The 20,781-nt window shown below is 63.8% G+C and carries 22 protein-coding genes and 1 pseudogene; 16 read left to right on the plus strand and 7 right to left on the minus strand.

From position 1 onward, the window contains the following. The 3 genes and pseudogenes from GTP90_RS24235 to clpB all read left to right on the plus strand — a co-directional run. Positions 1-520, plus strand: a pseudogene (locus GTP90_RS24235) (DUF349 domain-containing protein); the annotation flags it as partial. Next, positions 517-984: a molybdenum cofactor biosynthesis protein MoaE gene (locus tag GTP90_RS24240; RefSeq protein ID WP_161085945.1), complete on the plus strand. Its 468-nt coding sequence runs from the start codon at positions 517-519 to the stop codon at positions 982-984. The pseudogene GTP90_RS24235 and the gene GTP90_RS24240, both read left to right, overlap by 4 nt. Positions 985-1,085: 101 nt before the next feature. Then, the gene (clpB, locus tag GTP90_RS24245; RefSeq protein WP_161085946.1) at positions 1,086-3,668 is read left to right on the plus strand and encodes an ATP-dependent chaperone ClpB; all 2,583 of its coding nucleotides are present in this window, start codon (positions 1,086-1,088) and stop codon (positions 3,666-3,668) included. A gap of 19 nt (positions 3,669-3,687) precedes the next feature. Here the strand turns inward: clpB and GTP90_RS24250 are convergent, their stop codons facing one another. Together GTP90_RS24250 and GTP90_RS24255 are read right to left on the minus strand one after the other, a co-directional pair. Next, positions 3,688-4,605: a GGDEF domain-containing protein gene (locus tag GTP90_RS24250; protein ID WP_161085947.1), complete on the minus strand. Its 918-nt coding sequence runs from the start codon at positions 4,603-4,605 to the stop codon at positions 3,688-3,690. Positions 4,606-4,703: 98 nt separating this feature from the next. Further along, positions 4,704-5,492 (minus strand): AraC family transcriptional regulator, encoded by a 789-nt coding sequence (locus tag GTP90_RS24255; protein WP_161085948.1) that lies wholly within the window; start codon positions 5,490-5,492, stop codon positions 4,704-4,706. A gap of 91 nt (positions 5,493-5,583) precedes the next feature. On the opposite strand from GTP90_RS24255, the gene GTP90_RS24260 reads away from it, so the two are divergent. The 4 genes from GTP90_RS24260 (at position 5,584) to aceA (ending at position 9,674) form a co-directional block, all read left to right on the plus strand. Then, positions 5,584-6,807 (plus strand): MFS transporter, encoded by a 1,224-nt coding sequence (locus GTP90_RS24260; RefSeq protein ID WP_161085949.1) that lies wholly within the window; start codon positions 5,584-5,586, stop codon positions 6,805-6,807. Positions 6,808-6,843: 36 nt separating this feature from the next. Continuing rightward, positions 6,844-7,338, plus strand: coding sequence for a ribonuclease E activity regulator RraA (gene rraA / locus GTP90_RS24265; RefSeq protein WP_161085978.1), 495 nt, complete (start codon positions 6,844-6,846; stop codon positions 7,336-7,338). Between the two features lie 135 nt (positions 7,339-7,473). Then, a complete protein-coding gene (locus GTP90_RS24270; RefSeq protein ID WP_161085950.1) occupies positions 7,474-8,076 on the plus strand; it encodes an FxDxF family PEP-CTERM protein in 603 nt (200 codons plus the stop codon). Positions 8,077-8,378: 302 nt separating this feature from the next. Then, a complete protein-coding gene (gene aceA / locus GTP90_RS24275) occupies positions 8,379-9,674 on the plus strand; it encodes an isocitrate lyase (RefSeq protein ID WP_161085951.1) in 1,296 nt (431 codons plus the stop codon). 48 nt (positions 9,675-9,722) lie between these two features. Here aceA and GTP90_RS24280 read toward each other — a convergent pair whose 3' ends face one another. Both GTP90_RS24280 and GTP90_RS24285 read right to left on the minus strand, forming a co-directional pair. Continuing rightward, a complete protein-coding gene (locus tag GTP90_RS24280) occupies positions 9,723-9,947 on the minus strand; it encodes a hypothetical protein (RefSeq protein WP_161085952.1) in 225 nt (74 codons plus the stop codon). Continuing rightward, a complete protein-coding gene (locus GTP90_RS24285; RefSeq protein ID WP_117013834.1) occupies positions 9,944-10,201 on the minus strand; it encodes a hypothetical protein in 258 nt (85 codons plus the stop codon). The genes GTP90_RS24280 and GTP90_RS24285 overlap by 4 nt, the downstream gene beginning before the upstream one ends. A gap of 174 nt (positions 10,202-10,375) precedes the next feature. Here GTP90_RS24285 and GTP90_RS24290 point away from each other — a divergent pair, with 174 nt between their 5' ends. After that, a complete protein-coding gene (locus GTP90_RS24290) occupies positions 10,376-11,305 on the plus strand; it encodes a 23S rRNA (adenine(2030)-N(6))-methyltransferase RlmJ (RefSeq protein WP_161085953.1) in 930 nt (309 codons plus the stop codon). Between the two features lie 103 nt (positions 11,306-11,408). After that, positions 11,409-12,677, plus strand: coding sequence for an EAL and HDOD domain-containing protein (locus tag GTP90_RS24295; protein ID WP_161085954.1), 1,269 nt, complete (start codon positions 11,409-11,411; stop codon positions 12,675-12,677). A 12-nt stretch (positions 12,678-12,689) separates the two neighbouring features. Here GTP90_RS24295 and GTP90_RS24300 read toward each other — a convergent pair whose 3' ends face one another. The 3 genes from GTP90_RS24300 to GTP90_RS24310 are packed head-to-tail and all read right to left on the minus strand — an operon-like array spanning position 12,690 to position 15,277. Beyond that, positions 12,690-13,949: a lipoprotein-releasing ABC transporter permease subunit gene (locus tag GTP90_RS24300; protein WP_161085955.1), complete on the minus strand. Its 1,260-nt coding sequence runs from the start codon at positions 13,947-13,949 to the stop codon at positions 12,690-12,692. Positions 13,950-13,952: 3 nt separating this feature from the next. After that, entirely contained in the window at positions 13,953-14,678 is a 726-nt protein-coding gene (locus GTP90_RS24305) for an SAM-dependent methyltransferase (RefSeq protein WP_161085956.1), read from the minus strand. Positions 14,679-14,686: 8 nt separating this feature from the next. Beyond that, positions 14,687-15,277, minus strand: coding sequence for a Maf-like protein (locus tag GTP90_RS24310; RefSeq protein ID WP_161085957.1), 591 nt, complete (start codon positions 15,275-15,277; stop codon positions 14,687-14,689). Positions 15,278-15,405: 128 nt separating this feature from the next. Here GTP90_RS24310 and GTP90_RS24315 point away from each other — a divergent pair, with 128 nt between their 5' ends. The 7 genes from GTP90_RS24315 (at position 15,406) to acpP (ending at position 20,772) form a co-directional block, all read left to right on the plus strand. Next, entirely contained in the window at positions 15,406-15,903 is a 498-nt protein-coding gene (locus tag GTP90_RS24315; protein WP_161085958.1) for a YceD family protein, read from the plus strand. Positions 15,904-16,100: 197 nt separating this feature from the next. Continuing rightward, the gene (gene rpmF / locus GTP90_RS24320; RefSeq protein WP_008449924.1) at positions 16,101-16,283 is read left to right on the plus strand and encodes a 50S ribosomal protein L32; all 183 of its coding nucleotides are present in this window, start codon (positions 16,101-16,103) and stop codon (positions 16,281-16,283) included. A 194-nt stretch (positions 16,284-16,477) separates the two neighbouring features. Then, positions 16,478-17,539 carry a phosphate acyltransferase PlsX gene (plsX, locus tag GTP90_RS24325; protein ID WP_117013700.1) on the plus strand — a complete coding sequence of 354 codons (1,062 nt, stop codon included), beginning with the start codon at positions 16,478-16,480 and terminating at the stop codon, positions 17,537-17,539. Between the two features lie 16 nt (positions 17,540-17,555). Next, complete coding sequence (locus GTP90_RS24330; protein ID WP_161085959.1) at positions 17,556-18,542, plus strand: beta-ketoacyl-ACP synthase III; 987 nt, start codon at positions 17,556-17,558, stop codon at positions 18,540-18,542. Between the two features lie 100 nt (positions 18,543-18,642). Continuing rightward, entirely contained in the window at positions 18,643-19,584 is a 942-nt protein-coding gene (gene fabD / locus GTP90_RS24335; RefSeq protein ID WP_161085960.1) for an ACP S-malonyltransferase, read from the plus strand. Positions 19,585-19,629: 45 nt separating this feature from the next. Next, positions 19,630-20,376: a 3-oxoacyl-ACP reductase FabG gene (gene fabG, locus GTP90_RS24340; protein WP_117013703.1), complete on the plus strand. Its 747-nt coding sequence runs from the start codon at positions 19,630-19,632 to the stop codon at positions 20,374-20,376. A gap of 156 nt (positions 20,377-20,532) precedes the next feature. Continuing rightward, the gene (acpP, locus tag GTP90_RS24345) at positions 20,533-20,772 is read left to right on the plus strand and encodes an acyl carrier protein (RefSeq protein WP_008449912.1); all 240 of its coding nucleotides are present in this window, start codon (positions 20,533-20,535) and stop codon (positions 20,770-20,772) included. Positions 20,773-20,781: the final 9 nt, after the last annotated feature.

A 20,781-nucleotide genomic window follows, 5' to 3' on the forward strand; every position in this document is an offset into this window, starting at 1 on the left:
GGGCCAGGCCGACGCCATCAAGCGCCGCGCCGGCGCGGCCCAGGCCAATGCGCTGCGCGACAAGCTGCGCCTGTGCCAGGCGCTGGAGAGCGCGATCGGCACGCCGGACGGCGGCCCGGCCATCGACGGCGCCGACTGGCAGAGCCGCTGGTCGGCCTTGCCGCCGCTGGCGCCCGACTACGAGCGCGCCTTGCACGGCCGCTTCAACGCGGCGCTGGGCGCGTTGGATGGCAAGCGCAGCGCCTACGCCGAGCAGCTGGAGCGCAACCGCGCCAAGCTGCTCGATGAAGTGCTGCGCCTGGAGATCGTGGCCGGCGTCGACAGCGGCGCCGAGTTCGCGCGCGAGCGCCTGAAGATGCAGGTCGAGGTGCTGCAGTCGTCGCTCAAGTCGGGCCAGAAGCCGCAGAGCGCCGGCAGCGCCTACCTGCAGCTGTGCGCGATGCCTGCCTTGGCCGACGACCGCACCGCCAGCCGCATCGAGCAGCTGTTCCGCCGCATCGGCGCAGCGGAGCGCGCATGAGCGCCGACAGCGTCCGTATCCAGACCGGCGACTTCGACCTGAGTGCCGAGCTGGCGCAGCTGCGGGCCGCCAATGCCAAGGTGGGCGCCGTGGTGTCGTTTGTCGGCACCGTGCGCGACCTGAACGAGGGCGCCAGCGTGGCGGAGATGGAGCTGGAACACTACGCCGGCATGACCGAGCAATCCATCCAGGCCATCATCGAGCAGGCCAAGCAGCGCTGGCCGATTTACGGCGCGCTGGTGATCCACCGCGTCGGGCCGCTCAAGCCACTGGACCAGATCGTGCTGGTGGCGGTGACCTCGGCGCATCGCGGCGAGGCCTTCGCCGCCTGCGAATACATCATCGATTACCTGAAAACCGAAGCCCCGTTCTGGAAAAAAGAGCAGACCCCTGACGGCGCCCGCTGGGTCGACGCCCGCGTCAGCGACGATGTTGCATTGAAGAAATGGAGCACTGCCGCGTAATTTGATGTGGGTCATGGATTTGTTAAATAAAAAGGCGTCTCCTTGAAACTTGATCGCACACCCCTATGTAGGCGATAAGTTAAATTAATTGGAGCAATTCCATGCGGCAAGACAAACTCACTACCAAACTCCAGGAAGCCCTGTCGGACTCGCAGAGTCTGGCCGTAGGCAACGACAACCAATACATCGAACCGGTCCACCTGCTGACCGCGCTGCTGAACCAGAGCGACGGCAGCGCGCGTTCGCTGCTGCAGCGTGCCGGCGTCAACGTTGGCGGCCTGACCAAGGCGCTGGGCGCGTCGCTCGAGCGACTGCCCAAGGTGTCCGGCACCGGCGGCGACGTGCAGGCCGGCCGCGAGCTGGTCTCGGTGCTGAACCTGGCCGACAAGGAAGCGCAAAAGCGCGTCGACCAGTTCATCTCCAGCGAGATGGTGCTGCTGGCGCTGACCGAGGACAAGTCCGACGCCGGCAAGCTGGCGCGCGAGAACGGCCTGACCCGCAAGTCGCTGGAGGCGGCCATCGACACCGTGCGCGGTGGCGCCAAGGTCGACAACGCCGACGCCGAAGGCCAGCGCGAAGCGCTGAAAAAATACACGCTGGACCTGACCGAGCGCGCCCGCGCCGGCAAGCTCGATCCCGTGATCGGCCGCGACGACGAGATCCGCCGCGCCATCCAGGTGCTGCAGCGCCGCTCCAAGAACAACCCCGTGCTGATCGGCGAACCCGGCGTCGGCAAGACCGCCATCGTCGAGGGCCTGGCGCAGCGCATCGTCAACAACGAGGTGCCCGATTCGCTCAAGGGCAAGCGCGTGCTGTCGCTGGACATGGCGGCGCTGGTGGCGGGCGCCAAGTTCCGCGGCGAGTTCGAGGAACGCCTGAAGGCCGTGCTGAAGGAACTGGCCATGGACGAGGGCCAGACCATCGTCTTCATCGACGAGATGCACACGATGGTTGGCGCCGGCAAGGCCGAGGGCTCCATGGATGCGGGCAATATGCTCAAGCCTGCGCTGGCGCGCGGCGAGCTGCATTGCGTCGGCGCGACCACGCTGGACGAATACCGCAAGTACATCGAGAAGGACGCCGCGCTGGAGCGCCGCTTCCAGAAGATCCTGGTCGACGAGCCGTCGGTGGAGGCCACCATCGCCATCCTGCGCGGGCTGCAGGACAAGTATGAGCTGCACCACAAGGTCGCCATCTCGGACGCCGCCATCATCGCCGCGGCCGAGCTGTCGCACCGCTACATCACCGACCGCTTCCTGCCCGACAAGGCGATCGATCTGATCGACGAGGCCGCGTCCAAGATCAAGATCGAGATCGACTCCAAGCCGGAGGTGATGGACAAGCTGGAACGCCGCCTGATCCAGCTGAAGATCGAGAAGGAAGCCGTCAAGAAGGAGAAGGACGAGGGCTCGCGCCGCCGCCTGGACCTGATCGAGGAAGAGATCGTGCGCCTGCAGCGCGAGTTGAACGACTACGAGGAAATCCTCAAGGCCGAGAAGGCGGTGGTGCAGGGCAGCACCCACATCAAGGAAGAGATCGACCGCATCAAGCTGCAGATGGAGCAGGCCACGCGCGAGAGCAACTGGCAGCGCGTGTCGGAACTGCAGTACGGCCGCCTGCCCGAGCTGGAAGCGCAGCTCAAGCAGGCCGAGAGCATCAACGCCAAGGAGGGCGCGCCCGCGCAGCCCAAGCTGCTGCGCACCGAAGTGGGCGCCGAGGAAATCGCCGAGGTGGTGTCGCGCGCGACCGGCATCCCGGTCTCGCGCATGATGCAGGGTGAGCGCGACAAGCTGCTGCACATCGAGGAGAAGCTGCACGAGCGCGTGGTTGGCCAGGACGAGGCGATTTCCGCCGTGTCCGACGCCATCCGCCGTTCGCGCGCCGGCCTGTCCGATCCGAACCGTCCATATGGTTCGTTCATGTTCCTCGGGCCGACGGGCGTCGGCAAGACCGAGCTGTCCAAGGCGCTGGCCGGCTTCCTGTTCGACACCGAGGAATCGATGATCCGCATCGACATGAGCGAATTCATGGAGAAGCATTCGGTGGCCCGCCTGATCGGCGCGCCGCCCGGCTACGTGGGCTACGACGAGGGCGGCTACCTGACCGAGGCCGTGCGCCGCAAGCCGTACAGCGTGATCCTGCTCGACGAGGTGGAGAAGGCGCACCCGGACGTGTTCAACGTGCTGCTGCAGGCGCTGGACGACGGCCGCATGACGGATGGCCAGGGCCGCACGGTGGACTTCAAGAACACGGTGATCATCATGACCTCCAACCTGGGCTCGCACAAGATCCAGGCGATGGAGGATGCCGATCCCGGCGTGGTCAAGCTGGCGGTGATGGCCGAAGTGCGTTCGCACTTCCGTCCGGAGTTCGTCAACCGCATCGATGAAATCGTCGTGTTCCACGGCCTCGATGAGAAGAACATCGGCGCCATCGCCAAGATCCAGCTGGCGATCCTGGAGCAGCGCCTGGCCAAGATGGAGATGACGCTGGCGGTGACCGACGCGGCGCTGCAGAAGATCGCCGAGGCGGGCTACGATCCGGTGTATGGCGCGCGGCCGTTGAAGCGGGCGATCCAGCAGCAGATCGAGAATCCGCTGTCCAAGCTGATCCTGCAGGGCCGCTTCGGTCCCAAGGACACCATCCACGTCGATGCCGTGAACGGGGAGCTGGCCTTCAGCTGATCTTCAGCTGATCATTCGGCTAGTGATGGACGATGCGGTTGCGCCCGCCGTGCTTGGCGCGGTACAGCGCATCGTCCGCCCGTTTCAGCACGTCCTCGCTTGATGAGTCGCCGGGCAGCATCTGGCTCAGGCCGCCGCTGATGGTGGCGCCTTGGCCCAGCGTGCCCAGTTCCCGCAACTGGTCGGCGATGCGCTGGCGCAGCCGCTCGGCGATCGGCATCGCCTGGTCCCAGGTGGTGTGCGGCATCAGGATCACGAACTCGTCGCCGCCCAGCCGCGCCGGGAAATCGGTGGTGCGCAGCTCGCGCCGGCAGACGTCGGCCGTGACCTGGATGGCCTTGTCGCCGCTCAGGTGGCCGTAGCGGTCGTTGATGTCCTTGAAATTGTCGATGTCGAAGATCAGCACCGAGGCCGGCGTCCGGTAGCGGGCGTGCAGGCCGTGGCTGTCGTTAAGGGCCTGCATCAGCTTGCGGCGGTTGGCCAGGCCGGTCAGCGCGTCGGTCTCGCTCTGCATGCGCAGCAGGGCCTCCAGCTTCTTGCTGGTGGTGATATTGCTTGCCACCCACAGCACGGCGTCCTCGCCATCCACCTGATAATCCAGCGCCTGCGCGCGGCCTTCGAACCAGATCGTGTCGTCCGGGCCGTCGCCCTCCAGGCCTATCACATCCTTGCGGTCCAGCCGGTACTCGACCACGTGCAGGCCGCGCTTGGCCAGCGCGACGGCGATCTGCGCCAGGAACCAGGCCGCCTTCTCGGCGTTCAGGACCTCGCCGATGCGCTTGCCGACCAATGAGCTGCCGTCGTGGTAGTAGCGCGCGTCGGTGCCGCCGAACAGCGCGGCATATTTGCCGCTGCGCGTGAAGATAAATGCCGGATCCGGCAGCGCGGCCAGCAGAGCTGCGATCTGTTCGGCCGTGAAGAGAGACAGGTCTGCCATCCGATAGCGTTGTTCCAGTTGTTGAGTTTCCACTAATGTACCGTACTTTCGTCCAAGACAACGTTAACGGTGCGCAAATGGAAAACTTGACCGATTATCTATTTTTCAGCGAAAAAAGATGTGGGCGTGCTGCCGAAGGTCTTCTTGAACATGGCCGAGAAGGCCGACTGGCTGGCATAGCCGAGCTGCGCGGCCACCTGAGACAGCGGCACGCCGCGCGTGATCAGCGGCGCCGCGTGGGCCAGCCGCACGTGCTGGCGCCACTGGCTGAAGCTCATGCCCAGTTCGCGTTCGAACAGGCGGGTCAGCGTGCGCTCGGACGCGCCCACGCGGCCGGCCCAGGCTTCCAGCGTGAGCTCGGCGCCGGGATCGGCGATCAGCGCGTCGCACAGGGTTTTCAGGCGCTTGTCGTGCGGCAGGGGCACGCGCAGCGGCCGGGCGGCGCAGCGCGGCACTTCGTCCAGGATCATTTCGGACAGCAGCTGCTCGCGCTGGGATTGCTCGTCCTGGTCGTGCTGTTCCAGCGTCGCCAGCAGCTCGCGCAACAGGCTGGACACTTCCACCACCTTGCAGGCCTCGGCGAAGGGCGAGCGGCTGGCGTGCACGCACAGCGGGCGCAGCCGGGTCGGCTCCAGCACCGTGATCGCGTGTTCGACGTCCGGCGCGATCCAGATGGCGCGCTGCGGCGGCACGATCCAGCTGCTGTGGTTGGCCGTGACCCGCATCACGCCCTGCATCGCGTAGGTGAACTGGCCCCACGGGTGGTGGTGGGGCAGCAGCACGGCGTCGGCCGGCAGGTCGCGGCCGGACATGGTCAGCGGCCGGGCGGCGGTGGGGAATTCGCAATTCCAGTTGAACTGCGTGTGCGTGACGACGGAAACCGGCATGGCGGATTGGCGACAAATGTTGACGCTCTATCTTAAATCAGACTGCCGCCAAATGCTTACACTGTGCTTTCTTTTTTAACAGGGAGACGGCATGAACGATACATCCTTGCTGCGGCAGGACGCCCGGGTCATCGGCCTGGTCGGGCTGGCGCACGGCACTTCGCACTTTTACCATGTGATCCTGGCGGCGCTGATTCCATGGCTGAAGCCGGAATTCCAGCTCAGTTATGCCGAACTGGGCCTGCTGATGACGGTGTTCTTCACCGTGTCCGGCGTCGGCCAGGCGATGGCCGGTTTTGTGGTCGACCGCTTCAGTGCGCGCGCGGTGCTGTTCGGCGGCATCGCGCTGCTGGGCTTGTCGGCGGTGATGCTGTCCAGCGCGCACAGCTACGTGCAGCTGATGCTGGGCGCCTTCCTGGCCGGGTGCGGCAACAGCGTGTTCCATCCGGCCGACTACACGCTGCTCAACCAGCGCGTGTCCAGGGCGCGGCTGGCGCACGGCTTTTCGGTGCACGGCATCAGCGGCAATATCGGTTGGGCGATGTCGCCGCTGTTCCTGACCTTCGTGGCCAGCCGCACCGACTGGCGCACGGCGCTGTTGAGCGCGGCCCTGCTGCCGCTGGCGGTGCTGGCGCTGCTGGTCTGGAACCGCCATGCCTTGCGTCCCGAGCCGGCGCCGGCGCCGGTGGCCGCTGCGGCCGGGGCGGGCAAGGGCGGCGCGCTTGGCTTCCTGCGGCTGCAGGTGGTGTGGATGTGCTTTGGCTTCTTCCTGATCTCGGCGGTGGCGCTGGCCGGCATCCAGAGCTTCGCCGCCACCAGCCTGGTGAGCCTGTACGGCATGTCGCTGGCCTGGGCCACCACGGCCTACACCGCCTTCATGATCGCCTCGGCGGTGGGCATGTTGTACGGTGGCTTCCTGGGCGCGGGCAGCCGCCACCACGACCGCATCATCATGCTCGCGTTCGGCTCGGCGGCACTGATGGCGCTGCTGCTGGCGTCGGCCGTGGTGCCGGCCTGGCTGGCGGTCGTCCTGATGGGAGCGATCGGCCTGGTGACCGGGATTTCGGGGCCGTCGCGCGATCTGCTGATACGCGGCGCGGCGCCGGCCAACGCCACCGGCCGCGTGTTCGGCGTCGTGTATTCGGGCCTGGACAGCGGCTTGGCGCTGGGCCCGCTGCTGTTCGGCGCGCTGATGGACGCCAACCATCCGTCCGGCGTGTTCGTCGGCATCGCCCTGTTCCAGGCGCTGGTGATCCTGACCACGATCGGCGTGGGCAGCAAGACGCGCGTGGTGGCCGTGCCCAAAACAGCATAGAATCCTTGCTACCTTTAACAACTGCGCGGGACGATGATGAGCTTTGCAACCACCGATTTATGCGACGATAACGCCAATCTGCTGGAGGATGGACGCCTTGCCGTGCTGCCGCCGGTCTTCCGCCACTTCGGCAGGCAGATGCGCTTTTCCGGCCGGGTGACCACCCTCAAGGTGCATGAAGACAATGCGCTGGTGCGTTCGGTGCTGGAAACCCAGGGCGGCGGCAATGTGCTGGTGATCGACGGCGGCGGCAGCCTGCGCCGCGCGCTGGTCGGTGGACAGCTCGGTCTGCTGGCCCAGGATAACGGTTGGGCCGGCATTATCGTCGACGGTTGCATCCGCGACACCGACGAGATCAATTCCTGCGAGATCGGCGTGCGCGCGCTGGGCGCCCATCCGCAAAAAAGCAGCAAGAAGGGCGCCGGCGAGCGCAATGTGCGGGTGCACATCCAGGGCGTGCCGGTGCAGCCCGGCGACTGGATCTACGCCGATGCCGACGGCATCCTGGTGGCGCAGCAGATGCTTGCCTGAGCCCGAAAAAAAGCATTTTCAAAATGGAAACTTCTGTGGTGTTTTTGCAATAAAAGATTGACTATAGTGCGTTTGCGTGCAAATATTGCAATATATTAATCTTTAATGCTTAGCGCCACATTGCAGGAGTTCTCCATGAAAAAACTTACGTTTGCTGTGTTGTGGGCGCTTGCCGGCCTGTCAGCCCATGCCGCGCCGGTGACGTCGTTGCCAGGCGGTGTGGTCTTGCCGATGCCGGAGCTTAATTATTTCGGCTCAGGCCCTCTGAGCCTGGCGCCAGGCGTGGACTGGAGCAGCGCCTATGGCGACTCGGTCTTCGGCTACAGCGGCGCCTACGGTTTTGCCGACAACGGCATGTGGCAGGGCGTGACGATGGCTGGCACCAACGATCAAGTCAGCACCATGACGTTGGCATTCGGCCAGGCGGTTGCCGGGGTCGGCGCGTTCTTTAATTATTCGCCGCGGTATTTTGGCCCGGCGACGATCGCGGTCTACGATGCGAACCATACCCTGATCGAATCGACCACCCTGACCTTTATCACCGATGGCGGCCTGAACCAGGGCGAATTCCACGGCTTCCTGGAGCATTCCCCGTCGATCAGCTATTTCTCGATGACCGGTGCTTACGTCGGTGCGGCCGATTTCACGGTGCAGGCCGTTCCCGAGCCGGGAACCTATGCCATGCTGCTGGCCGGCCTGGGCCTGCTCGGCATTGCCGCCCGCCGCCGCCAAGCCTGACACTGACCCTGCATGTCCCTGACACCCCGCAAGCCACCTGGCTTGCGGGGTGTTTTCATTGCAAAGCCGCGATTTTTCATCTGGCGAGGCTACTGTTTCACATCGCGGAACGACCGGGCCGGGGACAGCGGTCTTCTCTTCCATTTCAAGAAATCTCATTCCGCATCATGGGATCCGATGGCTATCTATCTGATTCATATGATTTTATATTTGGTTATATGTCTTATATAAGACTATTGGTGCATGGCACAAAAGCGGCTACTATTTATTCAACGGATTTCGTTTTTAAATAGGAGAGCATCATGGCAACTCGTGAACAGCAAATCGCAGCCTTGCAAAAGGACTGGGACACCAACCCCCGCTGGAAGGGCGTGACCCGCACCTACACCGCCGAGGACGTGGTGCGCCTGCGCGGCTCCCTGCAGATCGAGCACACGCTGGCCAAGCGCGGCGCCGAAAAGTTGTGGGACCTGGTCAACAACGAACCCTACGTCAACGCGCTGGGCGCGCTGACCGGCAACCAGGCCATGCAGCAGGTCAAGGCCGGGCTGAAGGCGATTTACCTGTCCGGCTGGCAAGTGGCCGGCGATGCCAACCTGGCCGGCGAAATGTATCCCGACCAGTCGCTGTATCCGGCCAACTCGGTGCCGATGGTGGTCAAGCGCATCAACAACACCTTCCAGCGCGCCGACCAGATCCAGTGGTCCGAAGGCAAGGACGACATCGACTACTTCGCGCCCATCGTGGCGGACGCCGAGGCTGGTTTCGGCGGCGTGCTGAACGCCTATGAGCTGATGAAATCCATGATCGACGCCGGCGCCGCGGGCGTGCACTTCGAGGACCAGCTGGCCTCGGTCAAGAAATGCGGCCACATGGGCGGCAAGGTGCTGGTGCCCACGCGCGAGGCGGTGGAAAAGCTGACCGCTGCCCGCCTGGCGGCCGACGTCATGGGCACCTCGACGCTGGTGATCGCCCGCACCGACGCCGAGGCGGCCGATCTGCTGACCTCGGACGTGGACGACAACGACAAGCCGTTCTGCACCGGCGAGCGCACGGTGGAAGGCTTTTACAAGGTCACGCCCGGCATGGACCAGGCAATCTCGCGCGCGCTGGCCTACGCGCCATACGCCGACCTGGTCTGGTGCGAGACCGGCAAGCCCGACCTGGCCTTCGCCAAGCGATTCGCCGAGGCCGTGCACGCCAAGTTCCCCGGCAAGATGCTGGCCTATAACTGTTCGCCGTCGTTCAACTGGAAGAAGAACCTGGACGACGCCACCATCGCCAGGTTCCAGAAGGAGCTGGGCGCCATGGGCTACAAGTTCCAGTTCATCACGCTGGCCGGTTTCCACGCGCTGAACTACGGCATGTTCAACCTGGCGCACGGCTATGCGCGCCGCCAGATGTCGGCCTTCGTGGAACTGCAGGAGGCGGAATTCGCCGCGGCCGAGAAGGGCTTCACGGCGGTCAAGCACCAGCGCGAAGTCGGCACCGGCTATTTCGACGCGGTGACCCAGTGCATCCAGAACGGCCAGTCGTCGACCACGGCGTTGCACGGTTCTACCGAGGATGAGCAATTCTTCGACAAGAAGGTGGCCTGAACGGCCTGAAGCGGCGGGGCAGGCCGGCCCCCGCCGCGATTGCCTGCCTCAAGGCTTGGCAAGGTGTTGTTGCAGGTGCTGGTTCAGGCGATTCTGGAAGTCGTCCAGGTCGTTGATGGTGGCCAGGTCGTCATCGACCTCCACCATGTGGGTCATGTGGCCGGGACCGAACGAGACGCTGGCCTCCACGCTGCCCTGTTTATCCGACAGGGAATGTCCCTGCACCGCGCCCAGGATGTTGTTCTGGTCGTCCGTAATGATGGTCATTTTCATGACATGCCTCCGCCTTGCAGATTGTGAAAGGCGCCGCCTATGCCCTGGTTGTGGATCTGGACGAAATAGGTGGCGTTGCCGTTGTTTTCCTTGCGCTTGCTTTGCTGGTCCGCCATGTGGATGGCGCCCAGGTTGGGGGCCTTGACGTCGGCCGTGGCGAACTGCGTGCCGTGGTCGACGCCATAGGTGTAGCTCCAGTACGCCGTTTGCCCCGGCGCCAGGTAGGTGAGCGGACCTACGTTGTTGAATGCCATGATGTCCTCCATGAAAGTACGCCACGCCAGCGGATGCGGCCCGGCTACACCATCTTAGTCAGCACGGCGGGGCTCGCTTTGATGCAAACGATATGAGCGCTTTTTTGGTGGGCGGGGCTTTCTAGTGGATAATGCGGGATTGTTCCGCACCATCTAATTGAGAGTACCAAGCTTATGTTGAGTTACCGCCACGCCTTTCACGCGGGTAATCACGCCGATGTATTGAAGCATTTCGTGACCATCCAGTTGATGCAGTATCTGAACCAGAAAGATACCGCCTACAGCTACATCGACACCCACTCCGGCGCCGGCGTGTACGCGCTCGACGGCACTTTCGCCTCCAAGAACGCCGAGTACGACACCGGCATCGGCCCGCTGTGGGAGCGCACCGACATGCCCGCGCCGATCAAGGAATATGTCGACCTGGTCCGCGCCATGAACCCGAGCGGCAAGATGCGTTACTACCCCGGCTCGCCCTACATCGCCGACCAGGTCGCGCGCGAGCAGGACCGCCTGCGCCTGTTCGAGCTGCATCCGGCCGATTCCAAGCTGCTGGCCGACAACTTCCGCAAACTGGAAGAGCACGCCGCGCAGCAGGGCATCCGCCCGACCACGCGCGGCAAGCGCGTGCTGATCACCCGTGGCGATGGCTTCCAGGCGCTGAAGGGCCTGCTGCCGCCGCCGTCGCGCCGCGCGCTGGTGCTGATCGATCCGCCGTACGAGGACAAGCAGGACTACAAGAAGGTCAAGGACACGCTGGCCGAGGCGCTGGTGCGCTTCCCGACCGGCACCTACGCCGTCTGGTATCCGCTGCTGCAGCGCATGGAATCGCGCCAGTTCGCCGACAAGCTCAAGCAGCTGCAGTGCAACGACTGGCTCAACGTGGTGCTGACCACCAACACGCCGATGCCGGACGGCTTCGGCCTGCACAGCAGCGGCATGTTCATCCTGAACCCGCCATACACGCTGGAGCCGATGCTCAAGGAAGTGATGCCCTACCTGGTCAAGGTGCTGGGCAAGGATTCCGGCGCCCGCTTCACGCTGGAAAGCGGAAAGCCGATGGCTACGCGCAACAACGCGGTGCGCGGGCCTGTTTCACGCTAGAAAAACGTTGTCAGGACGGTACGGAGGGGTATAGTCTGCTAGTTAGCGGGTTGCCGCTTGAGACGGCAGCCCGAATCAGCAGATTGCACAATGGGAGCTTCCCATGATGATCGCGCCGCCGACCATGCCGTCCAAGCTAGCCGATAATTTCTTTCTTGCCCGCCAGCCCATCCTCAACCGGGGACAACGGCTGGTCGCGTATGAGCTGCTGTTCCGCGACGCCCGCGCCCGCAACGAGGCCGACGTCACCGACGACGCCGAGGCCACCGCCACCGTGATCGCCCACGCCTCCGAGCTGGGCATGGAACACGTGGTGGGCGACCAGATGGCCTTCGTCAACGTCGACGCCATCGGCCTGATGAGCGACTTCATCCGCTTCCTGCCCAACGACAAGGTCATCCTGGAAATCCTGGAGACCGTCAAAGCCACGCCGGAAATCCTCGACCGCATACGCGAGCTCAAGCAAGCCGGCTTCAAGTTCGCGCTGGACGACGTGATCGGCCATTCCGAGGATGTGCAGAAATTCCAGCCGCTGTGCGACGTCATCAAGGTCGACATCAAGGACATGCAGCCCGGCACCTTGCCAGCGCTGGCGCGGGTGCTGAAGAACCCCAGGCAAAAGCTGCTGGCCGAAAAGGTCGAGACCATCGAGGAGTTCCAGGAGTGCATGGAACTGGGCTTCGAATACTTCCAGGGCTATTATTTCGCGCGCCCCGTCATCCTCAGCGGCAAGAAGATCTCGCCGTCGCAGCGCAGCGTGCTGCACCTGCTGGACCTGCTCAACACCGACGCCAGCAGTCATGAGATCGAACGCAGCGTCAAGCATGACGCGCTGATCACGCTCAACCTGCTGCGGCTGGTGAACACGCCGGCGGTCGGCGCGCGCTACCGCATCAACTCGGTCGGCCACGCGCTGATGGTGCTGGGACGGCGCCAGCTCAAGCGCTGGCTGCAGATCCTGTTGTACGTCAAGACCGGTAGCGCCCAGGAATTCACGTCGCCGCTGCTGCAGCTGGCCACCACGCGCGGCAAGACCATGGAGTTGATGGTTGAGCACCTGCGGCCGGGGCAGCGCGTCAGCGCCGACATCGGCTTCACGGTGGGGGTGATGTCGCTGATGGACACGCTGTTCTCCATCCACATGCGCGACGTGCTGGAAAGCGTGAACGTGCTCGACGAGGTGCGCGCCGCGCTGCTGCATCGCAGCGGCGACTACGGCAGCATGCTGAGCCTGATCGAGCACATCGAGCGCGACCGCGACGGCAAGCAGCTGGCGCAACTGCTGCACCAGCTGGCGCTGACGCCGGCCGAGCTGTACGCCATCCAGCTGGCCGCGATCGAGTGGGTGACCGACTACACCCGCAGCATCTAGCGCGGCGGCGCGTCACTCGTGGCGCAGGGCGTCGGCCGGGCGGCTGCGCGTCGCGCTCCAGCTGGGATACAGCGTGGACAAAAAGGATAGCGCCACCGCCACCGCGACCACGCCAGCCACATCATCCCAGCGCAGGTCGGACGGTACGGTGCTGATGAAATAGATATTCTTGGCCAGCAGCTGCACGCCAAACCAGTGCTCGAAGGCGGCCACCGCCGCGCTCAGGTTCCAGGCGATGAGCACGCCGGCGGTGGTGCCGGCCATCACGCCCAGCAGGCCGGACAGCAAGCCCTGCACCATGAAGATCTTCATGATCGACAGCGGCCTGGCGCCCAGCGTGCGCAGGATGGCGACGTCGGCGCGCTTGTCGGCCACCGACATCACCAGCATGGACACCACATTGAACGCCGCCACGGCCACGATCAGCGACAGGATGATGAACATCATGGTCTTCTGGCTGCGCAGCGCAGCGAACCAGGTGGCGTTGCGCTGGGTCCAGTCGCTCACGATGAACTGGCCGTCCAGGCCGTTCTTCAGCGCCCGCGCCACCTGCGGCGCCAGGTCGGCGTCGGCGATGCGCAAGCGCAGGCCGGCCGGGGCGTCCACCTGCGCCAGTTGCTCGGCGTCTTGCAGGTGGATGAAGGCCATGCCGGAATCGAATTCGAAGTGCCCGATCTCGAAGACGCCGGCCACGGTGAAGCGCTTGGTCCGCGGCATCGTGTTGCTGATCGATGCTTGTTGCGAGGGCAGGGCGAGGACCACCTGCTCGCCCGTTTTCACATGCAGCTCCCTGGCCAATTCAGCCCCCAGGACGATGTTGTAGGCGCCCGGCGCCAGCGCGGCGAAGCCGGCCGCGTTGGCACCCTGTATGAATTCGGCCACTTTGGCCTCTTGCGCCGGCAGCACGCCGCGCAGCGTGGCCGGCTTCATCCTGTCGTCGTCCAGCAGCATGCCCGGCAATTCGATGAAGGGCGCGCTGGCCCGCACCGCGCTGTTGCGCGCCGCCATGGCGGCCACCGTGCGCCAGTCGGGCATGCGCCCGCGCGCATCGTACACCTCGATGTGCGACAGGACCGAAACCATGCGGGCGCTGACTTCGCGCTGGAAGCCGTTCATCACCGACAGCACCACGATGAGCGCGGCCACCCCCAGGCCCACGCCGGTGATCGAGGCCAGCGACATGAACGAGAGCAGGCTGTTGCGGGTGCCGCGGCGGCCGGCGCGCAGGTAGCGCACGCCGATCAGCCATTCGTAGGGCAGGGCGCGGCCCACCGCTTACTGGCCCAGCAGCAGGAACACGGTCGGTTTCTTGTGGAAGTCCGGCGCCTTCGCGCTCTTCCATTGCGCCGCGCTCATGGTGCGGATGGTTTCCGACGGCAGGCTGAGGTCGGTCGCTACGCACAGCAGTGTGCCGGGCGCGCAGGCCGCCACCAGCGCCTCCAGCATGGCGGCGTTGCGGTAGGGCGTCTCGATGAACAGCTGCGTCTGCTTTTCCTTGCGCGAGCGCTGTTCCAGTTCCTTGATGCGGCTGGCGCGCTGCGCCGCGTCGGTCGGCAGGTAGCCGTTGAAGGCGAAGCTCTGGCCGTTCAGGCCGCTCGCCATGACCGCCAGCAGCAGCGACGACGGGCCCACCAGCGGCCGCACCGGGATGTGGTGCTGGTGCGCCAGCCGCACCAGGTCGGCGCCGGGATCGGCCACGGCCGGCACGCCGGCCTCCGACACCAGGCCGCCGTCCTGGCCGGCCAGCAGCGGCGCCAGCAGGCCCGCCAGCGCGGCCGCCGGGGTGTTGACGTTCAGTTCGGAGATGGTGATTTCCTGCAGCGGCTTGGCCAGCGGGTGGCGGGCGTTGACCAGCTTGAGGAAGGCGCGCGCCGTCTTGGCGTTCTCGGCGACGAAGTAATCCAGTTGCGAGGTGATCTGCTGCACCTGTTCGGGCAGCACGGAGGCGAGCGCTTCAGTCTCGCCCAGGGTGTTCGGTATTAAAAAGAGGGTGCCGGTCATAAAAACAGTCAGGTATTGAAAAAGGAAACGCCGATCTTGCGCAGCATGCCTGTCAGCGCGATCAAAGGCAAGCCGGTGAGGGCGGTCGGGTCGCTGCTGTCGATGCGTTCCAGGATGGCGATGCCGAGCGCCTCGTTCTTGGCGCTGCCGGCGCAGTCGTAGGGCTGCTCGATGCGCAGGTAGGCGTCGAGCTCGGCGTCGGGCAGGTCGCGGAACTTCACGACGGTCTGGATGTCTTCCACTTGGGCCGTGCCGTCGCGGCCATCCCAGACGCACAGCGCGGTGTGGAAGATCACCTCGCGGCCGCGCATCTTTTGCAGCTGGGCCAGGGCGTTGGCGTGGTTGCCGGGCTTGCCGATCTGCTGGTCGTCCAGCGTGGCGACCTGGTCGGAGCCGATGACGATGCGGCCCGGCAGCTTGGCGGCCACGGCGGCGGCTTTCTCGCGCGCCAGGCGCAGCGCGGTGGCGCTGGGCGTCTCGCCGGGCAGCGGGGCTTCGTCGATGTCGGGCACGGCCACGTCGAACGGCAGTTGCAGCCGTGATAAGAGTTCCCTGCGGTAGGCGGAGCTGGAGGCGAGTACGAGTAAACTTGATGTCATGAGGGGAATGTTATATGCTCTGTCGCCGGTAGTGCCAGCGGCACAAAAAGAACGAAAAAAGCGTTAAGGCTTTGACTTGATGCTGAAAACCCTGTTATTATCGCAGGTTTTCCGGGGAAATTTCTGTAATGAATGCTATTGTGATCGACGCCTTTGATTTTTGTCGGAGCAACGGCAGCCAGCAAGGCGTGACGCCTGTTGCCGAGATGACCCGTTTGACCAAGGATTGTGCGGATGCGTCCGGCACAATCACCTGGAAAGCAGTAGGGAGCACCAGCAAGATGGGCTTCCCGCAGATGACGCTGTCGGTTGCCGGCACCGTGCAACTGGTCTGCCAGCGCTGCCTGACGCCTTACGCTCACACCATCGATGCGTCGACGGTCCTGATGCTGGGCAAGGATGATGCGCAGGCGGATGAAATCGAAGAAATGATCAACGACGAGACGATCGATGTCATCGTCGGCAGCCGCAGCATGGAGCTGATGGACCTGGTGGAAGACGAAGCGCTGCTGGCCTTGCCGCACACGCCGAAACATGATGTCTGCCCCGATTCCGCTCTGCTGGACAAGGCAAAAAGCGCAAAGTTGTCGCCGTTCGACGCCCTCAAGGGCCTCAAATCCGAATAAGCAGTACCGAATAAGTAGTGTTGTAAAGAACGTGTCAAACGCGTGTAGTAAATCGAGTATGGCAAGTCAGCAGTAAAGTGTAGTAAATCTCAGTTTAACTATGCCGGTTCAGTTTTGCCGGCAGGATACTCGATTCGCATGTATTTGCTGGTCGAATGTGTTAAAATTTTAGAACTTATGCATTAGGAGTCATTAACATGGCAGTTCAACAGAACAAGAAGTCCCCTTCGAAGCGCGGTATGCACCGTTCGCACGATTTCCTGGTTGCTCCACAACTGGGCATCGAGCCAACCACCGGTGAAACCCACCTGCGTCACCACATCAGCCCTAACGGCTTCTACCGTGGTCGTAAAGTCCTGAAAACCAAAAACGACGAGTAATCGACGCTTTTGCTGGACCTGGAAATAGGCGGTGCTACGTGGATAACTCGCGGAGCATCGCTTTTTCTTTATCATCGGCTGCAATCCTCTTTTGCACACCGTCATTTTGAAACGCGTAGACCTGGATGTTGGTGGTCCGCAGCTTGCCGCAGCTTGCCCTATCCGGGCTGGAGCGTGGTACTGAATCAAAACAAATGACAATCAAAATTTCTATCGACTGCATGGGTGGAGATCACGGCCCGTCGGTCACTATCCCCGCAGCAGTTTCCTTCCTCAAACGTGAGCCTGACGCTGAACTGATACTGGTCGGTTTGGAAGACGTCATCCGCGCGGAATTGAAAAAGCAGCACGCCGACGCGCATCCGCGCATCACCGTGCAACACGCCTCCGAACAAGTCACCATGGACGATCCGCTCGAAGTGGCCCTGCGCCGCAAGAAGGATTCGTCGATGCGCGTCGCCATCGAGCAGGTCAAGGACGGCAAGGCCCAGGCCTGCGTCTCGGCCGGCAACACCGGCGCGCTGATGGCCGTGTCCCGCTACGTGCTCAAGACCATGACCGGCGTCGACCGTCCCGCCATCTGCGGCATCATGCCGAACCAGAAAAATGGCCCGACCTATATGCTGGACCTGGGCGCCAACGTCGACTGCGAGCCGCATCACCTGCACCAGTTCGCCATCATGGGCTCGGTGCTGGTCTCGGCCATGGAAAAGATCGCCCGCCCGACCATTGGCCTGCTGAACGTCGGCACCGAGGACATCAAGGGCAACGAAGTGGTCAAGGCCACCAGCAAGCTGCTGCAGGCCGACCACGAGCGCGGCGCGCTCAATTTCCACGGCAACGTCGAAGGCAACGACATCTTCAAGGGCACCACCGATATCGTGGTGTGCGACGGCTTTGTCGGCAACGTGACGTTGAAGGCGGTGGAAGGCGTGGCGCGCTTCTTCGGCGACACGCTGCGCACCGAATTCAAGCGCAACCTGCTGACCATGCTGGGCGCCTTGCTGGGCGGCGGCGCGTTGAAGGCGGTCAAGGACCGCTTCCAGCCATCGCGCCACAACGGCGCCAGCTTGCTGGGCCTGCGCGGCCTGGTGTTCAAGAGCCATGGCGGCGCCGATGCCTATTCCTATGAGTGGGCGATCCGGCGCGCGTATGATGCTGCAAAAAATGACGTGTTGGGCCATATCTCGGAAATGATCGCCGAGCTCATGCCGCGCAACACGGATACCCCCGAAGTACCTGGCTCAACTATTTAGTGGACGGTAGAACGGCATGACTTTGTACAGCAAAATTATAGGCACCGGCAGCTACCTGCCGGAAAAGCGGGTGACCAACCAGGACCTGGCTGATCAACTCGCCGCCAAAGGCATCGAGACCTCGGACGAATGGATCGTCACCCGCAGCGGCATTTCGGCGCGCCACTTCGCCGAGCCGGAACAGAAATCGTCGGACCTGGCGGTCAACGCCGCCAGGAAGGCGCTGGAGATGGCCGGCCTGCAGCCCAACGATATCGACCTCATCGTGCTGGCCAGCTCGACGCCGGACTTCTTCGGCAGCTTCCCCAGCACCGCCTGCATCGTGCAGAAAAAACTGGGCATGACCAACAACAGCGCGGCGGTCGACGTGCAAGCCGTGTGCAGCGGCTTCGTCTACGCCGTCTCCACCGCCGACGCCTTCATCCGCGCCGGCGTGCACAAGAACGTGCTGGTGATCGGCGCCGAAGTGTTCTCGCGCATCCTCAACTTCGACGACCGCACCACCTGCGTGCTGTTTGGCGACGGCGCCGGCGCCATCGTGCTGAGCGCGTCGGAAGAGCCGGGCATCCTGGCCACCAAGCTGCACGCGGACGGCCGTCATTCGGACATCCTCAGCGTGCCGGGTTCGGTCGATGGTGGCGCGGTGGCCGGCAGCGCCTTCCTGTACATGGACGGTCCCGCCGTGTTCAAGCTGGCCGTGTCGGTGCTGGAGAAGGTCGCGCACGAAGCGCTGGACAAGGCCGGCATGACTTCGGACCAGATCGACTGGCTGATTCCGCACCAGGCCAATATCCGCATCATGAACAGCACCGCCAAGAAGCTGGGCCTGCCTGCCGAGAAGATGGTGGTCACGGTCGACCAGCACGGCAACACCTCGGCCGCCTCGATCCCGCTGGCGCTGGACGTCGCCGTGCGCGATGGCCGCATCAAGAAGGGTCAGAACATCATGATGGAAGGCGTGGGTGGCGGTTTCACCTGGGGCGCGGTTTTGGCGCGTTTTTAACGGGCCGGATTAGAATTAGAACTCTAACGGGTTCAGCGGTAGCACAGCTGTCACGATGGCATGCTAGCGTAGCGTTCAATAAAAATGAGATGGATGAAGTATGACTAAATTTGCTTTTGTATTTCCGGGCCAGGGTTCGCAAGCGATCGCGATGATGGACGGCTTCGCCGGCAACCCGGTGGTGGCGCAAACCATCGCCGAGGCGTCCGATGCGCTGCAGTTCGACCTGGGCAAGCTGATGGCCGAAGGTCCGAAGGAAGAACTGGACCTGACCACCAACACCCAGCCGGTGATGCTGACCGCCGCGGTCGCCGTGTACCGCGCCTGGATCGCCGCCGGCGGTCCGCTGCCGTCCATCGTTGCCGGCCACAGCCTGGGTGAATACTCGGCGTTGGTCGCGGCCGGTGTGATTTCGTTCAAGGACGCCGTGCCGCTGGTGCGCTTCCGCGCGCAGGCGATGCAGGAAGCCGTGCCGGTCGGCATGGGCACCATGGCTGTCGTGCTGGGCCTGTCGGACGACGACGTCCGCGCCGCCTGCGCCGAAGCAGCCGCCGCCGTGGCTGGCTCGGTGGTTGAGGCCGTCAATTTCAACGCGCCCGCGCAAGTAGTGATCGCCGGCGACACCGTCGCTGTCGAGCGCGCCTGCGAGATCGCCAAGGCCAAGGGCGCCAAGCGCGCCATGAAGCTGCCGGTGTCGGCGCCGTTCCACTCGTCGCTGCTCAAGCCCGCCTCGGACCGCCTGCGCGACTACATGGAAGGCCTGACCTTCTCGGCGCCGCAGATCGCGCTGATCAACAACGTCGACGTCGCCGTGCTGACCGACCCGGCCAGCATCAAGGATGCGCTGGTGCGCCAGGCCGCCGCGCCGGTGCGCTGGGTGGAAACCATGCAGAAGGTCGCCGCCGAAGGCATCACGCAAGTGGTCGAATGCGGCCCGGGCAAGGTGCTGATGGGCTTGACCAAGCGCATCGACGCCACCCTGGTGGGCGACGCGATCACCGACCAGGCCTCGCTGGAACGCGTGTTGACCGCGCTCAAATAAGCTGCCAGGTCTTCAGGCACACTCCCTAAACGTCTAAGGATACCAATGAATTTAACGAATCAAGTTGCCCTGGTTACGGGCGCATCGCGCGGCATCGGCAAGGCCATTGCCCAGGAGCTGGCCCGTCAAGGCGCCCGCGTGATCGGCACCGCCACCACCGAAGCCGGCGCTGAAGCGATCTCGGCCTATCTGGCGGAAATCGGCGCCGAAGCCGGCAAGGGCATGGTCCTCAATGTCACCGACGCCGCGCGCTGCGCCGCCGTCATCGACGACATCGCCAAGACCTACGGCGCGGTCGGCATCCTGGTCAACAACGCCGGCATCACGCAGGACCAGCTGGCCATGCGCATGAAGGATGAAGAGTGGGACAGCGTCATCGCCACCAACCTGAGCTCGGTCGGCCGCCTGTCGCGCGCCGTCCTGCGCGGCATGATGAAAGCCAAGACCGGGCGTATCATCAACATCACTTCGGTGGTGGCGTCCTCCGGCAATCCGGGCCAGATGAACTACGCCGCCGCCAAGGCCGGCGTGGAGGGCATGGGCCGCGCGCTGGCGCGTGAGATCGGCAGCCGCAACATCACCGTCAACAGCGTGGCGCCGGGCTTCATCGACACCGACATGACCAAGGCGCTGGGCGAAGAGCAGCACGCCGCCCTGTTGACGCAGATTCCGCTGGCACGCCTGGGCAAGCCCGAGGATATCGCGGCCGCGGTCGCTTTCCTGGCATCGCCGCAGGCGGCGTATATTACCGGTACCACCCTGCACGTCAACGGCGGGATGTACATGAATTGATGGGCTCCGGTGGCTTGAAAACCGCCGTTTCTCGTCTTTTAGCAGTGATTTCGGATGAGTTGCAGTTAAATTCGCAGCAGCTACCGAAATTAGTTTTTCAGTGCGCAAACCTGATAAAATGCGCGCTTTCCGTAACAAACAAAATGGAGCCATAACATGTCGGATATCGAACAACGCGTTAAGAAAATCGTCGCTGAGCAACTGGGCGTCGCCGAAGCAGACATCAAGATCGAATCCTCGTTCGTCGACGACCTCGGCGCAGACTCCCTGGACACCGTGGAACTGGTGATGGCCCTGGAAGATGAATTCGAAATGGAAATCCCTGACGAACAAGCAGAAAAGATCACCACCGTGCAGCAAGCGATCGACTACGCTACCGCCCACGTCAAGGCGTAATTTCTGCCC

The organism is Duganella vulcania (genome assembly GCF_009857655.1).
Classification (GTDB): Bacteria; Pseudomonadota; Gammaproteobacteria; order Burkholderiales; family Burkholderiaceae_D; genus Rugamonas; species Rugamonas vulcania.

What these genes read in the sequence shown, in the direction of transcription:
- GTP90_RS24240 (WP_161085945.1), top strand. Translation starts at nt 517, where the DNA reads ATGAGCGCCGACAGCGTCCGTATCCAGACCGGCGACTTCGACCTGAGT.
- clpB (WP_161085946.1), top strand. Translation starts at nt 1,086, where the DNA reads ATGCGGCAAGACAAACTCACTACCAAACTCCAGGAAGCCCTGTCGGAC.
- GTP90_RS24250 (WP_161085947.1), bottom strand. Translation starts at nt 4,605, where the DNA reads ATGGCAGACCTGTCTCTCTTCACGGCCGAACAGATCGCAGCTCTGCTG.
- GTP90_RS24255 (WP_161085948.1), bottom strand. Translation starts at nt 5,492, where the DNA reads ATGCCGGTTTCCGTCGTCACGCACACGCAGTTCAACTGGAATTGCGAA.
- GTP90_RS24260 (WP_161085949.1), top strand. Translation starts at nt 5,584, where the DNA reads ATGAACGATACATCCTTGCTGCGGCAGGACGCCCGGGTCATCGGCCTG.
- rraA (WP_161085978.1), top strand. Translation starts at nt 6,844, where the DNA reads ATGAGCTTTGCAACCACCGATTTATGCGACGATAACGCCAATCTGCTG.
- GTP90_RS24270 (WP_161085950.1), top strand. Translation starts at nt 7,474, where the DNA reads ATGAAAAAACTTACGTTTGCTGTGTTGTGGGCGCTTGCCGGCCTGTCA.
- aceA (WP_161085951.1), top strand. Translation starts at nt 8,379, where the DNA reads ATGGCAACTCGTGAACAGCAAATCGCAGCCTTGCAAAAGGACTGGGAC.
- GTP90_RS24280 (WP_161085952.1), bottom strand. Translation starts at nt 9,947, where the DNA reads ATGAAAATGACCATCATTACGGACGACCAGAACAACATCCTGGGCGCG.
- GTP90_RS24285 (WP_117013834.1), bottom strand. Translation starts at nt 10,201, where the DNA reads ATGGCATTCAACAACGTAGGTCCGCTCACCTACCTGGCGCCGGGGCAA.
- GTP90_RS24290 (WP_161085953.1), top strand. Translation starts at nt 10,376, where the DNA reads ATGTTGAGTTACCGCCACGCCTTTCACGCGGGTAATCACGCCGATGTA.
- GTP90_RS24295 (WP_161085954.1), top strand. Translation starts at nt 11,409, where the DNA reads ATGATGATCGCGCCGCCGACCATGCCGTCCAAGCTAGCCGATAATTTC.
- GTP90_RS24305 (WP_161085956.1), bottom strand. Translation starts at nt 14,678, where the DNA reads ATGACCGGCACCCTCTTTTTAATACCGAACACCCTGGGCGAGACTGAA.
- GTP90_RS24310 (WP_161085957.1), bottom strand. Translation starts at nt 15,277, where the DNA reads ATGACATCAAGTTTACTCGTACTCGCCTCCAGCTCCGCCTACCGCAGG.
- GTP90_RS24315 (WP_161085958.1), top strand. Translation starts at nt 15,406, where the DNA reads ATGAATGCTATTGTGATCGACGCCTTTGATTTTTGTCGGAGCAACGGC.
- rpmF (WP_008449924.1), top strand. Translation starts at nt 16,101, where the DNA reads ATGGCAGTTCAACAGAACAAGAAGTCCCCTTCGAAGCGCGGTATGCAC.
- plsX (WP_117013700.1), top strand. Translation starts at nt 16,478, where the DNA reads ATGACAATCAAAATTTCTATCGACTGCATGGGTGGAGATCACGGCCCG.
- GTP90_RS24330 (WP_161085959.1), top strand. Translation starts at nt 17,556, where the DNA reads ATGACTTTGTACAGCAAAATTATAGGCACCGGCAGCTACCTGCCGGAA.
- fabD (WP_161085960.1), top strand. Translation starts at nt 18,643, where the DNA reads ATGACTAAATTTGCTTTTGTATTTCCGGGCCAGGGTTCGCAAGCGATC.
- fabG (WP_117013703.1), top strand. Translation starts at nt 19,630, where the DNA reads ATGAATTTAACGAATCAAGTTGCCCTGGTTACGGGCGCATCGCGCGGC.
- acpP (WP_008449912.1), top strand. Translation starts at nt 20,533, where the DNA reads ATGTCGGATATCGAACAACGCGTTAAGAAAATCGTCGCTGAGCAACTG.